The sequence below is a fragment of the Bacillus sp. SH5-2 genome, from assembly GCF_008368905.1.
In the GTDB taxonomy this organism is placed as follows: domain Bacteria; phylum Bacillota; class Bacilli; order Bacillales; family Bacillaceae_G; genus Bacillus_A; species Bacillus_A luti.
Window position 1 is genome coordinate 80,551 of the sequence record NZ_QOSD01000022.1, and the last position, 12,720, is coordinate 93,270.

A 12,720-nucleotide genomic window follows, 5' to 3' on the forward strand; every position below is an offset into this window, starting at 1 on the left:
AAAAAAGAACATTATCATAGGAGGATACGAAATACGTAAATAAAAAAGAGGTATGTATTTCGGACGTTTGCACAATCCCTGCGTTAGCATTAACTAACAGGTTCGAAGGGTCGGAACGAAGTGTTCCCTCTCAGCGGCATGGCTCCCCCTGTGATAACGAGATTCTTTATTTGCTATTGTTTATTGTAAGCGAAATGGATGAGAATGGCAAATGAATCAAGTATGACAATGATTGAAATAGAATTGTATTGAAATGTTAATAAATATGAAGCGAAAAGATATAGTCCAAATGAAATAGAGTATGCTATAATTTTCTTGAAAATAATTATCATTCTCTTCTGAGGGGGAAGTTTATGAGCTTAGTAGATATTAAAATTGGTGAGAGAGTGTTAGTAAAAAGTATTCAGTCGTTAGATCAGTTACTAAAGAGAAGACTGGCTGCTTTCGGTCTTTCTGAAGGAAGCGAACTTCGCATGAAGCAGAAAGCGATGTTCAAAGGTCCTTGTACATTGGAGTGTCGTGGACAGTTAATTAGCATTCGTCATTGTGACGCGAAAATGATAAAGGTGGAATTAGCGTGAATAAGGTAGCTTTGCTAGGGAATCCGAATACAGGGAAAACATCATTATTTAATGCACTTACTGGTTCTTATGAGTATGTAGGAAACTGGAGCGGTGTAACAGTAGAAAAGAAGGTTGGTAAATTAAAAGATAAGCAAGGAACATTAATTGATTTACCAGGCGTCTATGATTTAAATCCAGTTTCACGTGATGAAGGTGTTGTAACAAACTTTCTACTAACAGAAGAATTTAATCATATGTTAAATATCGTGGATTCTTCGCAGTTTGAACGAAATATGCATTTAACGTTGCAATTACTTGAATTTGGCAAGCCAGTTTCAATTGGTCTAAATATGGTTGATGTGGCGAAGCAAAGAGGAATTGCCATTAATGTAAAGCGGTTATCAGAACTATTAGGTGTAACAGTCGTTCCTGTCGTTGCAAGAAGTGGCAAAGGCTGTGAAGAATTACTTACGACGCTTAAAGAAAATGACAAAAAAGAGAAAAAGCCATTCCTTATTTCATATGGTGTACAAATGGATGAAGGGATTGGAGAAGTAATTGCTCTTTTAGAGACAGTGAATTACAAGCATCCAAGATGGTTAGCCCTTCAATTTCTAAGCAATAACGAAGTAGTAGAAAAAGAAATGAAAGCACTACCAATTTATAAGGAACTCATAGCCATTCGATCTCGCTTAGAAGGAAAACTTGATTGTACGTTAGAAGAGCACATTTACAAAACTCGTGAAGCGTATATTGAAAAGTTAAAAACAAATGTTATGAAGCATGAGAAAGAAGGGAAAATTCCTTTTTCGGAAAAAATTGATAGATTAATTACGCATAAAATTTTAGGACTTCCAATCTTTTTAGCAGTTATGTTTTTTATTTTTCAGGTTACGTTTACGTGGATTGGGACACCGTTATCTGATATGTTAGATGGATTTTTTGGTGGACAGCTTACGGATTGGGTAACAGCTGGACTTACAAGTATTGGAGCTTCTGATTTTATTCAAGCACTCGTTACAGAAGGTATTATTGCCGGTGTTGGTGCTGTATTAGTATTCGTACCACAAATCTTTGCACTATTCTTTTTCATTTCATTATTAGAAGACTCAGGATATATGGCGCGAATTGCAGTTGTTATGGATAGAATTATGGAGTTCTTTGGCTTAAACGGTAAAGCTTTTATTCCGATGATTATCGGTTTTGGATGTAACGTTCCAGGAATTATGGCGGCGAGAACGATTGAACAGGAGAAAGAACGTTTACTTACCATTTTAGTAACACCATTTATGTCTTGTTCAGCACGTTTACCTGTATATGCATTATTTGCGGGCGTATTCTTCCCTAATAGTCAGGCGACTGTTGTATTTTCTTTATATGTCGCAGGTATTGTTCTGGCATTACTCGTTACAAAAATTATGTCTCTTACGATTTTGAAAGCAGAAAAGTCTATTTTCGTAATTGAATTACCGCCTTACCGTGTGCCACAAGCAAAAACATTATGGCTAAGCACGTGGGAGAAAGGGAAAGGATTTGTTCGTAAAGCTGGTACATTCATCTTTGGTGGTTCGGTTGTTATTTGGTTATTAAACTATGCAGGTCCATCAGGATTTGGCGTTGATATGGGAGATAGCTACTTAGCGATGATTGGTGGATTTATCGCACCATTATTTGCACCGCTCGGCTTTGGAACGTGGCAAGCTGCGGCATCCCTTTTAACAGGATTTTTAGCGAAAGAAGTTGTCGTTTCTACAATGGCAATTATTTATGCAGTTAAAGAAGATGTGCTTGGAAACGTAATGGGAGCACATTATACAGCATTATCAGCTTATGCATTTATGTTCTTTATTTTATTATACGTTCCATGTTTAGCGACGGTAGCTGTTATTAAACGTGAAACAGGATCAGCGAAATGGACGATTTTCTCAGTCGTTTATCCGCTTGTTGTTGCTTATGTATTAACGCTTATTATATACCAAGTTGGATCTTTACTCGGATTCTAGAAGGAGATGTATTCTGATGATGGTCAATATTATAATTGGAGCTATCATTTTTGGTTATGCAGCATACACGTTATTTAATTTTGTAAAGAGAAGTAAAAAAGGAAAATGCGCGGCATGTTCTTTAAATAAGTCATGTCAGTCGCAAACTTGTAGTCCAGATATGGAGCAAATCGCTCATAAATAAAAAGCTTTGCGAATTTCGCAAAGCTTTTTTTATTACTTCTTAATTTTTACAAGTTGTGATGATTCTACACCATTTTTTCCAGGGAATTCTTTACTTGGATCCTTATCGAATTTTAATACACCTACAGATTTTTCATCACCTTTTATATTTCCGTAAGTTGCATCATCAACAATTGCGAACATATCTGCATATGCACGGCCACTACCGATAATTGTATTGCCTTCATATTTTAATTTAGCACCATCAAGTGTAGCATTTTCTACTTTTTCTTTTGCGAATAATACACCTTGTTCTGTTGTTACAGCTGGTAACTTATCAAGTGGTTTTGTGTCGTCTTTTGCATCAACTGTGCTAAGTAATTCTTTTTTCACCAATTCCTCACCAGTTTTCTTATCCATTACAAGAACTTTTTTATCTTCTAACGTTGTAAGTTTCATTTTATAGAAGTCTTTTTCTTTTACTTCTTTTTTATTTTTATCTGTAATTTGTTGAACCTGTTCTTCCGTTCCGTATAATACAAAGCCATTTGCTTTCTCGCCTAATAATGAACAACCTGATAATGCTCCAAGTGAAATTGCTGCTGCTAATCCGATTCCTACTAATTTTTTCATGATGATTTCTCCTTTTATCTGTTTTATAGTAAATACAATTTTTGTATTAGTGCTTACATGTGAAGAAGCTTGTTTGTTGCTTCTGGTATTAGTGTATAAGAAATATGGAGACGTAACTATCGAGTTAGCTTACAGTAACATTACAATAATGTAATTTAGTGAAAGTACGTAAAAATAAGTTAATTCTAAGGAGAAATAATGAGAATATATTAGGAAAACAATATTGTATTTGGAATGTCATATTATATTGGATGTATTTTGGAAATAACATGTAAGGGCATCTTTGTTTTGTTATAATAAACACATAGGCTGTAAAAATGAATATTCTTTACTGTAAAGGGAGATTTTTAAGTTTTCCAAGTAGTGAATTTGAAATATGAGGTATATCATAGGAGGAATTTGGATGTCTGTATTTAAACGATTACGAGATTTAACAATGTCAAATGTGTATTCATTAATTGAAAAAGCGGAAGATCCAGTTAAGATGACGGATCAATATTTACGTGATATGCAAGCGGATGTACAAGAAGCTGAGAAAAGTGTAGCAGCTCAAATCGCGCTTGAAAAGAAATTTAAATTGTTATTTGAAGAGCAAGAGGCACTTGTGAAAAAACGTGAAGAGCAAGCTCATATGGCTGTTCAAGCTAGCAACCTAGATCTTGCGCGCCGTGCTTTAGAAGAAAAACAAAATGCAGAGCAAAAGATGAATGAGTATAAAGCAAGCTATGAGCAAAACAAAGCAGCTGCGGATAATCTTCGTGCGAAGTTAGAAGAAATGCGTAAGCAATTAACTGAGCTGAAAAATAAACGTGAAACACTTGTAGCGCGTGTAAATGCAGCGAAAGCACAAAAGAATATTAATCAGGCGATGTCTGGATTTGATTCAAATTCAGCAAAAGCTGGTTTAAGCCGTATGGAAGAGAAAGCTCTTCAATTAGAGGCTGAAGCAGAAGCAAGTGGTGAAGTGTACAAAAAAGAAAAATCATTAGATGATGAATTCGCAAGCTTAAACAAAAATTCTGCTGTTGACGATGAATTAGCTCGTATTATGAAGCAGTATGAGAAATAATATAGAATAGAGACAAATGAACCGACATGTCTAAATACATTCATGTCGGTTTTCTATTACCCAGCTATTTGCGGGCAGTAAGACTCCCACCTTTATATTTTTTGAAAGCAAAGAGGTGGGGACTAATAATTAGCGGGGAATGAACAACTCCCCACTGATTAAAGTTTCACTTTATATTTAGAGGAGGTTTTGCAATGACATGGACAAATGTATTAGCTATGCTTGTATGGACTGGAGCGAGTGCAGTACTTTTATTTGCAATTATGTGGGTTGATTCAATTTTTACTAAATACAATGACTTAAAAGAGATTAAAAATGGGAATACGGCTGTAACAACTCGTTTCGTTATGAAATTATTCGCACAAGGATACATTTTATCCCAATCGATTACGAAAGCAAATGATTTATGGCAAGCACTTCTTGCTTCAGCAGTTTCTTTCGTTATTTTATTAGTGGTAGAAATGTTCATCGAATTCGTATTAAAGAAAATGTCTGGTCTTGATTTAGAAGAAGGTACGAAAGAAGGCAGTGTTGCGCATGCAATGTTAGCTGGATCATTACATATTGTTGGTGCACTTATTTTAGGTGCTTGTTTATAAAGAGAAAGGGAGGGGTAGATCATGAGTTTATTTAAACGTATTAAAAATATAATGAAAAGTCCAGAGCCACCGAAGCCAGAAAAGAGTCTTTTAACGTTAGCTCCTGGTGATATGATTGAAGTTTCATTAGTCATGTACGAATTAACTGGGAAAACGAGTATGCATTCTCGCAAGGAAATTGTTTTAACGTTGCAAGACGGGAAAGATATTCGTTATTTAAAAATTGAAGATCGTGAAAATACATATTACAAATTATATACACCAATTGATGGTCGTTTAGATTCAATTGATGAGATTCCGACGACAATTGAAATGGATGATACAGAGTACCATATGGAAGAGCAATATAACGGACGTGTTGTTGTGATGGGGAAAACACCATTTTCAGCTTCAGAGGAACAGTACGTATGGGAATTCCAATCTGATAATCGAAAGTTATTACGTATTGAATGGCAAAATGGTCGCACAATGATGTATGAGGGAGAAGCAATCATTCCTGCTGATGTACAAATTATAAGAGCAACGTAAGGGGGCGTAATCATGTCAAACCGATTGTTTACCATGATTAAATCATTTGTGATCCCTATACTTGCTATCGTTACATTACTTGTTGTTGCTGGCTATGCCTTATCAGGTTGTCAAGGCGGGCAGACAAAATCGATTCAAGACCGCTATCCACTTGAGTCTGTCGCAAAAGAAGGTAAACAAGAATCTTACGTGTATAGGGCCGCCAATCGGTCAGTTCCTGAAGTCGCGAAGGAACTTATAGCCGAAAGGAAACCGAAGCAAGCGTCTAAAGAAGACGAAAATCAAATGTTTCTCGTTTATTCTGATAAAATGTATAACCTTCAAAAGGATAAAGAGAAACCATCTGATACGTTAATTGAAGTAAGTAATGAAGAGTTTGTCCGTCAAAATTACCAACCATCCTTCCTGCAAGGATATATTATGGGGAGTATATTAAACGATATATTCGGTTCGAAAAAATCATCATATGGTGATTATCGCGGATATAATGACAGACAAAATCATAAACCAGTTACGCCAGAAAGACCGCCTACGAAAGAAGAAAAGAAAAACCCACCTCCAATTACGAAGGAAGGGAAAGGGTCTATCATTAAGCGAGGCGATAATGTAGATTCGAAATCTTCTGTAGGAGATACAGGAAGTATTACGAAAAAAGGAAATAATACGCCTCCGCCTTCTACTGGAAGCAAAGGGAAAATAACGAAAACACCAGGTGGTTCGAGCGGATCAGATGTGAAGCCGAAATCATCTATTAAAACCCCGCCAAGGAATACATCTCCTCCGAAAACGAGGGTTGGTGGTTCAGGGAAAATTACGAAGAGAAGATAGTATAGAGACCGAGAAGTGGGATTTACTTTTCGGTCTTTTTTTTGTTATGGAAAATAATTCCTTGTAACTGGTACAATTAAGTTATAAGGAGGAGATTGTTATGACTATGTATAAAAGATTTAGTGTAATTATGTTCCTCGTATTATTCGTGAGTTTGTTTATAAGTACAACGATGAGATTTCACTTTGTAGTAGGTATTCTATGGATATTATGTACATGTACTCTCTTTCTATATGTTCCGCTTCGCTTTCAACATGAAGTGCCCGCCTTTCAAAAATACGTAGCGTGGATTAAACGGGGGAGTCGGTGGGGAGAGTAAAAGTATATCAGCGATTATCGGAATATATCGATCACAACTTAAAATATATTAGCGATTATTGAAATATATCGACCGCAACTTAATAAAAAAAAGAGGCAGTCCCAACATTTTGGGACTGCCTCTTTTTTTGCATAACGATTAATGAATATCGCGTTTCTTGAAATTACCGCCTTTTACTTCTGCTACGTCATAAACTGTAATAAAGGCATTAGGATCGATTTCATTAATCAGGTCTTTCATTTTACTTTCTTCTAAACGGTTAATTACACAAGAAATTTCTTTGAATTTCTCTTTTGAATAACCACCATAAACTTCATTGTATGTTGCGCTTCGCCCTAAACGATCGCGGATGGTTTCTACCATTAATTCAGGCTCTTTTGTGATGATCTTGAATGTTTTCGAACCACTTAAACCAACTTCAACGATATGAATCACTTTCGAAGCAATAAAGTAAGCAATTGCCGAAAGGATAGCGCCTTGAAGACCGAATACTGTTGATACGAAAATAAATACGAACATGTTTAAGAATAAAATAAGGTCACTCGTTCCAAATGGTAATTTACGAGAAAGTAATACAGCTAGCATATCGATTCCATCTAATGCGCCGCCGTTACGTAATGCTAGTCCCATACCAAAACCGATAATAATACCACCAACAACTGTAACTAATAATGTATCGCCTTCAATAATAGTTGGTATACCATGCATGACAACGGTACCGATTGCTAATGAAGCAATCCCGATAATGGAATAGATTGCAAAGCTTTTACCGATTTGCTTATATCCTAACCAAACGAAAGGAATGTTAATAACTGCGATTAGAGCTCCTAATGGCAATCCAAATAATCTTGAACTAACGATACTTAAACCAGTTACACCACCGTCTGATACGTTATTTGGAATTAATACTGCTTCTAATCCGTACGCTGTGATGAATGCCCCAATAATAATCATCAAAGCTTTTGAAGCAATTTTTAGCTTATTGGGCTTGTTTTTGATAATTTTCTCCATGTAATTTCCTCGTTTCAAACTAGTTTCTTATTTGTTACGTAATTCACACCTAAATTCCATTTTAACATTTTATCTGAAAAAATTCTCCTTTAATGGATGTATGCAGGGAATAGTATCACCGTATTGTCTTAAAAAAATTTGAAATGAGTATAAGAAATCCCATCCTTAAAAAGGATGGGATGTTGTTAAGAAAATATAAAACTCATGCCTGTTAGGAATAAAGCGAAGCCTAAAATCGTTCCACATACTTTCATATGGCGCTTACGTCCCATAACGACGATTGCGACATATTCGCGAATCATTGCATTAGGCCAATAGTAAAAGGCTGTTTTTGACCCGATTCCTTGGCTATTAAGGCCAGCTTGTTTTGCATATATGCCAGCGCGGAAAAGATGGAAATTATTCGTTGTAAAAATACTTCTATACTTACCTTCTGGTTTTAACGAATCCATAATTTCTTTAGAGAACGCCATGTTTTGATATGTGTTGACAGAGCGATTTTCCTGCACTGTATGTTCAATTGGAATTCCCTTTTCAATAGCGTAATTTTGCATTGCTTCCGCTTCTGGAAGACCTTCATCTGGACCTTGTCCACCAGAGAATATAATTGTTGGTGGTGTATTCACAGCTGCTTGTTTCCAGTAAAAGTCGATCGCTTTATTAATACGACTTGCAAGTAAAGGTGGTACTTTATCATTAATTAAGCCACTGCCTAGAACGATGATGAAATCTTGATTACGTCTTGGTCTATTGAATTGGTATAAAAAATATGCGCTTAAGAAGTTAGATAAGTGTATAAAGAAATATACGCTTATAAGAGAAATAGCTGCAAAAATAGGCTCTAAATGCGATGAAACCAAACTTGCTGGATTTATAATAGGGAGTAACATAAAGAATAACATCCCTAAAGCAGCAATTAAAGTTAAAGAGTTTGTGAAACGTCTTCCTTCTCGCTTCATTAAAATTCTAGCATTCAGAAATAGTCCAAACATTAAAGCGATAGTACCGAAAGTAAGCATAAAGAGGAGTGCTAAAAAAGGTAAAAATATAATGTAGCGCAGGACAACACTATCTGAGTTCAAAGATGCGATCACGCAAAAAAGAAGGAAAAAACAGATAAAAGTATTAAATAAAAAGCCGTTTATTATTTTTCGCGGATCTTTTAAATACGAGATAAGAAAAATAATAAACAATATAAGAGGAATAATTCCGAAATACATCATAAATATAGTACACCTCAACTTGTATAAGAATTTGACATACCTTTTATATTACATGATTTTATAAGTGAAAATGAAAGAAAAAGGATTTTGAGTTTTCTGAATCAAGCACATTCAGGGTGATATATTAAAAGTAAAATGGTTGAAAAGGCACTCGGTAGAGTGTCTTTTCTTTTTGTATGTAATTATGCATATTATATTTATCTCTTTCAGCAAGAAGACTCCATCTGATTTGTGTTACGGGTGAACCCCAACAATTCAGGTGGAGATGAATTGCGGTCAGAAGGTAGGCTGAACTCTTTTGTTTCGTTCATAATAATTTTTGGGGGGCGAATATTTGTTTCTTTTTTTCTTACGATATAATCTGCGTAGATAAGGAGGGAATAGATTGTAAGACAACGAAATTGGATAATGATTATCATTCAGCTACTTGTTCCAAAAGGAATTATGATGAAGAACATGTTCTTGTTCCATTTCTTTCTAAATATTAATTTGTCAAAAATAATTTTAATAATCCCTCTAAGAAAGGTGGTGAAAACAATGGCTAGAAAGAAAGCGGTGAAAGTATTACGTAAACAAAAGAAAAGGGAAAACATGCAACGATTCACTCAGAAACAGCATATCGGACGAGCTTGTCTCACAGCTAAAGAATTCCGCTTACTACAACGCATGTCACATAGTTCAAAAGCGTTGCGAAATGTTGGGTTGTACACGATTAAACAAAGTTACTTGAACAATAAAAAGATGGCTACTGTCAAAGAAGTGGACACTGCCATGCAAGCTGATATGAACTACTGGGGCATTCAATCAAACTCGGTTCAAGCGATTCGTAGAGCCTTATTTACAGAAGTGAAGAGCTTTTTTAAAGCATTGGAACAGTGGAAGAAAAATCCCGAAACCTTCACAGGGCGTCCTAAGTTTCCGAACTATTCTCGTTCAACGGACAAACGAATCATTGAAATCTATCAAGTTCCAAAAGTGAATGATAACGGATATTGGATCATTCCGATGAGTGTGGCATTCAGGAAAAAATTCGGTTCTATTAAAATACGTATGCCTAAAAACTTAAGAAATAAAAAAATCTCCTACATTGAGATTGTACCGAAGCAAAAAGGTCGGTTCTTTGAGGTGCATTACACATATGAAATGCACGTTTCTCAAATGAAGAAGCAATCCACGACCACTAGTAACGCTTTGAGTTGCGATTTAGGTGTAGATAGATTAGTAAGTTGCGTGACAAATACAGGTGATGCATTTTTAATTGATGGAAAAAAACTAAAATCCATTAACCAGTACTTCAACAAAATGATACGTAATCTCCAACTGAAAAATGTGGGAAACGGACTTTCTAAACGAATTGTAACGAATAAAATGGCCGCACTTTGGCATAAACGAGAACGACAAATAAATGGTTACCTTTCACAAACAATAGGCTTGTTGTTCAAAAAAATGAAAGCATTTAGCGTAGATACAGTTGTCGTAGGCTATAACGCTGGCTGGAAACAAAAATCAGATATGGGGAAAAAGAATAATCAAACGTTTGTTCAAATCCCATTTCATAAACTGATTGCGGCGATTGAGAATAAATGTATAAAAGAAGGTATCCGATTTTTAAAACAAGAAGAGAGCTATACCTCAAAGGCCAGTTTCCTAGACAAAGATACGATTCCTATTTGGTCTAAGGATGATAGGACGCAGTATCGCTTTAGTGGTAAACGACTCACTCGTGGTCTGTACCAAAGTAAGGCAGGAGCATGTATCCATGCTGATATTAATGGTGCGCTGAATACATTGGAAAAATCAAAAGTTGTAGAGTTGGATGACAATCTCAAAGTGAAAACACCGATTCTATTAGAAGTACAAAAACGTAAGGCTGTTGCTTCGCGCATAGCTTAGTGGGTGTGTCAACCATCCATGTGTACTCGACTTGTCGGGGCTTGTAGCACACGCCGGATTCATCTGAGTGGTGGCTTCTTCTACAAGGAAGAACTGCTCTTTTTCGAAAGGGTGGTGCAAGTGGGAAAACAATCGTTCGTTGTCAGTACCAACCAAAAACTTACTTGGGGTGTTACCGTAAGATGGCATGAATGCTAGAGCGTCAAACTGTCTAGCGATAGACGAAAAGACCTAGCATTCTAACTCAAGCCCCCACTGAAATGCTTCATCTCAGTGGGGGTAGTTGACAGTGTCTGTTTATGAAAGGCGTCTTCTGTGCAGGCACCTTTTTGTTGCTTAATGTAGATACTTTTCACTGTTGATATAGTAGAAAGTATCTATACTAAACATTAGCAATCTTCCGTATAAATATTATCAATTTACTATATATTCCAGTGGTGGTAACCTACATATGAAAGGCTTTCTTTTTCAAAATATTACCCCTAATAAATTTTTGAAGAAGTCAACTGTCTCCAAAATTGCCATTCATGCTTAGCAAAAAAGAACCCTTCTGGATTCTTTTTGTGTTCGACATGATATGACAAATTGTATTTTTATAATTTGTTATTATGTTAGATGGTTATTAAGAAAAGTAGAAGGAGACTTTAAAATGAAGTTAAAGAAAATATTTTTAACAGGTGCGCTTGTCGTAACAACTGCATTTACGTCTATTGGAACGGCACAGGCAAGTATTAGTTTTAAAGATGTTCCAACAGGTCATTGGTCCTATAAAGCAATTTTAGATTTAGCAAGTAAAAATATTGTTAGTGGGTACGGAAATGGAATTTTTGGATTCGGCGATGACGTGACTCGTGAGCAAGTTGCTAGACTTATGTATCTTCAACTAAAGCCGGGATCGAAAGAGAATTACAATAATCCGTATAATGATATTAATGAGCATTCAACAAGTTTTAAAAAGGAAATTTTAGCATTAACAGAAATGGGGATTTTTGCAGGAGATGAAAAAGGGAACTTTAGACCAAAAGCTTCTTTGACTCGTGAAGAAATGGCTCAAGTGTTAACCAATGCATATAAATTAGTGGAAAAATCAGAGCATACATTTGTAGATGTAGATAGAAAATCATGGTCGAATAAAGCGATTAGTGCTGTACAATCTAATAAAATTGCTGCTGGAACAGGCGATAATATGTTTTCACCTAAGATGAATGTAACTCGTGAACAATATGTACAGTTCTTATATAATGCGACATTACCATATGAGGAAAGACCAGGAGCAAATCAAGAACCAAAGCGCTTTGCTAATTGTAAAGAAGCAAACGATGCTGGATTTTATGATATTACAAGAGATAGTCCGTACTACGGAAAGCATTTAGATCGTGATGGCGATGGAATTGCTTGTGAGAGAGAGAAGAGCGGTAAATAAGAAAAAGCACTCAACCTGAGTGCTTTTTCTTATTGAAACATGCTATTTTTGTAGGCGGTTTTCATAAAATAAAAGTAACGAAATGAAAGTAGGTGATAAAATGCCGGCAGTTGTGGAAGGTGTTATTATTGAAAACTGCAATGGGACGATTAATTTAGGGGATAAATATAACGTGCAGCCTATTGAAAAGACGAAAGCTTATAATGGATCGGGATCATCGAATACAGGAATAAAAGTTCAAACATTTAGTGGTGTTAGTACAGCGGATGTAGGGGATAATGATGTGAATGACCAAGGGATGCAATTTACTTTATAGTGTAATATGCAAAATTGCATAAAACGATGAATTTGCCCTGTGCTACAATTTAGCTGTGAGCTGTTAGTGATTCTTCTATATCATAGTTGTTAGATTAGAAATATAACATCTTATCGAAAATCATACGTATGAAAAAAGACACTTCAAACG

Annotated in this window: 14 protein-coding genes and 1 riboswitch; of the genes, 11 read left to right on the plus strand and 3 right to left on the minus strand. The window is 35.7% G+C overall.

Annotation, left to right across the window (positions count from 1 at the left end):
- Positions 1-57: 57 nt before the first annotated feature.
- Positions 58-159, minus strand: a riboswitch (TPP riboswitch).
- A 194-nt stretch (positions 160-353) separates the two neighbouring features.
- Genes DN410_RS19965 through DN410_RS19975 form a run of 3 tightly spaced genes read left to right on the plus strand, consistent with a single transcriptional unit; the run spans position 354 to position 2,750 of the window.
- Positions 354-581, plus strand: a complete 228-nt coding sequence (locus tag DN410_RS19965) for a FeoA family protein (RefSeq protein ID WP_149177765.1) — start codon at positions 354-356, stop codon at positions 579-581.
- Positions 578-2,566 (plus strand): ferrous iron transport protein B, encoded by a 1,989-nt coding sequence (gene feoB, locus DN410_RS19970; protein ID WP_149177766.1) that lies wholly within the window; start codon positions 578-580, stop codon positions 2,564-2,566. The genes DN410_RS19965 and feoB overlap by 4 nt, the downstream gene beginning before the upstream one ends.
- 16 nt (positions 2,567-2,582) lie before the next feature.
- The gene (locus DN410_RS19975; RefSeq protein WP_098612842.1) at positions 2,583-2,750 is read left to right on the plus strand and encodes a FeoB-associated Cys-rich membrane protein; all 168 of its coding nucleotides are present in this window, start codon (positions 2,583-2,585) and stop codon (positions 2,748-2,750) included.
- 32 nt (positions 2,751-2,782) lie between these two features.
- Here DN410_RS19975 and DN410_RS19980 read toward each other — a convergent pair whose 3' ends face one another.
- Positions 2,783-3,361, minus strand: a complete 579-nt coding sequence (locus DN410_RS19980; protein WP_149177767.1) for a lipoprotein BA_5634 family protein — start codon at positions 3,359-3,361, stop codon at positions 2,783-2,785.
- Between the two features lie 403 nt (positions 3,362-3,764).
- Here DN410_RS19980 and DN410_RS19985 point away from each other — a divergent pair, with 403 nt between their 5' ends.
- The 5 genes from DN410_RS19985 (at position 3,765) to DN410_RS20005 (ending at position 6,704) form a co-directional block, all read left to right on the plus strand.
- Positions 3,765-4,430: a PspA/IM30 family protein gene (locus DN410_RS19985; protein ID WP_071710946.1), complete on the plus strand. Its 666-nt coding sequence runs from the start codon at positions 3,765-3,767 to the stop codon at positions 4,428-4,430.
- 194 nt (positions 4,431-4,624) lie between these two features.
- Entirely contained in the window at positions 4,625-5,029 is a 405-nt protein-coding gene (locus DN410_RS19990; protein WP_000220323.1) for a DUF350 domain-containing protein, read from the plus strand.
- Between the two features lie 21 nt (positions 5,030-5,050).
- Entirely contained in the window at positions 5,051-5,557 is a 507-nt protein-coding gene (locus DN410_RS19995; RefSeq protein WP_000051750.1) for a DUF4178 domain-containing protein, read from the plus strand.
- Between the two features lie 12 nt (positions 5,558-5,569).
- Entirely contained in the window at positions 5,570-6,385 is an 816-nt protein-coding gene (locus tag DN410_RS20000) for a DUF4247 domain-containing protein (protein WP_149177768.1), read from the plus strand.
- A gap of 100 nt (positions 6,386-6,485) precedes the next feature.
- Positions 6,486-6,704 (plus strand): hypothetical protein, encoded by a 219-nt coding sequence (locus DN410_RS20005; RefSeq protein WP_149177769.1) that lies wholly within the window; start codon positions 6,486-6,488, stop codon positions 6,702-6,704.
- A 138-nt stretch (positions 6,705-6,842) separates the two neighbouring features.
- On the opposite strand, the gene DN410_RS20010 is transcribed toward DN410_RS20005, so the two are convergent.
- Both DN410_RS20010 and DN410_RS20015 read right to left on the minus strand, forming a co-directional pair.
- Positions 6,843-7,715, minus strand: a complete 873-nt coding sequence (locus DN410_RS20010) for a YitT family protein (protein WP_149177770.1) — start codon at positions 7,713-7,715, stop codon at positions 6,843-6,845.
- Between the two features lie 185 nt (positions 7,716-7,900).
- On the minus strand, positions 7,901-8,938 hold the full coding sequence (locus DN410_RS20015) for a YdcF family protein (RefSeq protein WP_149177771.1): 1,038 nt from the start codon (positions 8,936-8,938) through the stop codon (positions 7,901-7,903).
- Between the two features lie 537 nt (positions 8,939-9,475).
- Between DN410_RS20015 and DN410_RS20020 the strand changes: the two genes are divergently transcribed.
- From DN410_RS20020 to DN410_RS20035, 3 genes are all read left to right on the plus strand, one after another.
- Entirely contained in the window at positions 9,476-10,831 is a 1,356-nt protein-coding gene (locus DN410_RS20020) for an RNA-guided endonuclease TnpB family protein (protein WP_149177772.1), read from the plus strand.
- A gap of 649 nt (positions 10,832-11,480) precedes the next feature.
- Entirely contained in the window at positions 11,481-12,254 is a 774-nt protein-coding gene (locus tag DN410_RS20030) for an S-layer homology domain-containing protein (RefSeq protein ID WP_149177773.1), read from the plus strand.
- A gap of 82 nt (positions 12,255-12,336) precedes the next feature.
- Positions 12,337-12,570, plus strand: coding sequence for a spore germination protein (locus DN410_RS20035; RefSeq protein WP_149177774.1), 234 nt, complete (start codon positions 12,337-12,339; stop codon positions 12,568-12,570).
- Positions 12,571-12,720: the final 150 nt, after the last annotated feature.

Coding starts and splice junctions, on each gene's coding strand:
- DN410_RS20005 (WP_149177769.1), top strand. CDS start 6,486: ATGACTATGTATAAAAGATTTAGTGTAATTATGTTCCTCGTATTATTC.
- DN410_RS20035 (WP_149177774.1), top strand. CDS start 12,337: ATGAAAGTAGGTGATAAAATGCCGGCAGTTGTGGAAGGTGTTATTATT.
- DN410_RS20015 (WP_149177771.1), bottom strand. CDS start 8,938: ATGATGTATTTCGGAATTATTCCTCTTATATTGTTTATTATTTTTCTT.
- DN410_RS20000 (WP_149177768.1), top strand. CDS start 5,570: ATGTCAAACCGATTGTTTACCATGATTAAATCATTTGTGATCCCTATA.
- DN410_RS20020 (WP_149177772.1), top strand. CDS start 9,476: ATGGCTAGAAAGAAAGCGGTGAAAGTATTACGTAAACAAAAGAAAAGG.
- DN410_RS20030 (WP_149177773.1), top strand. CDS start 11,481: ATGAAGTTAAAGAAAATATTTTTAACAGGTGCGCTTGTCGTAACAACT.
- DN410_RS19975 (WP_098612842.1), top strand. CDS start 2,583: ATGATGGTCAATATTATAATTGGAGCTATCATTTTTGGTTATGCAGCA.
- DN410_RS19985 (WP_071710946.1), top strand. CDS start 3,765: ATGTCTGTATTTAAACGATTACGAGATTTAACAATGTCAAATGTGTAT.
- DN410_RS19965 (WP_149177765.1), top strand. CDS start 354: ATGAGCTTAGTAGATATTAAAATTGGTGAGAGAGTGTTAGTAAAAAGT.
- DN410_RS20010 (WP_149177770.1), bottom strand. CDS start 7,715: ATGGAGAAAATTATCAAAAACAAGCCCAATAAGCTAAAAATTGCTTCA.
- DN410_RS19995 (WP_000051750.1), top strand. CDS start 5,051: ATGAGTTTATTTAAACGTATTAAAAATATAATGAAAAGTCCAGAGCCA.
- DN410_RS19990 (WP_000220323.1), top strand. CDS start 4,625: ATGACATGGACAAATGTATTAGCTATGCTTGTATGGACTGGAGCGAGT.
- DN410_RS19980 (WP_149177767.1), bottom strand. CDS start 3,361: ATGAAAAAATTAGTAGGAATCGGATTAGCAGCAGCAATTTCACTTGGA.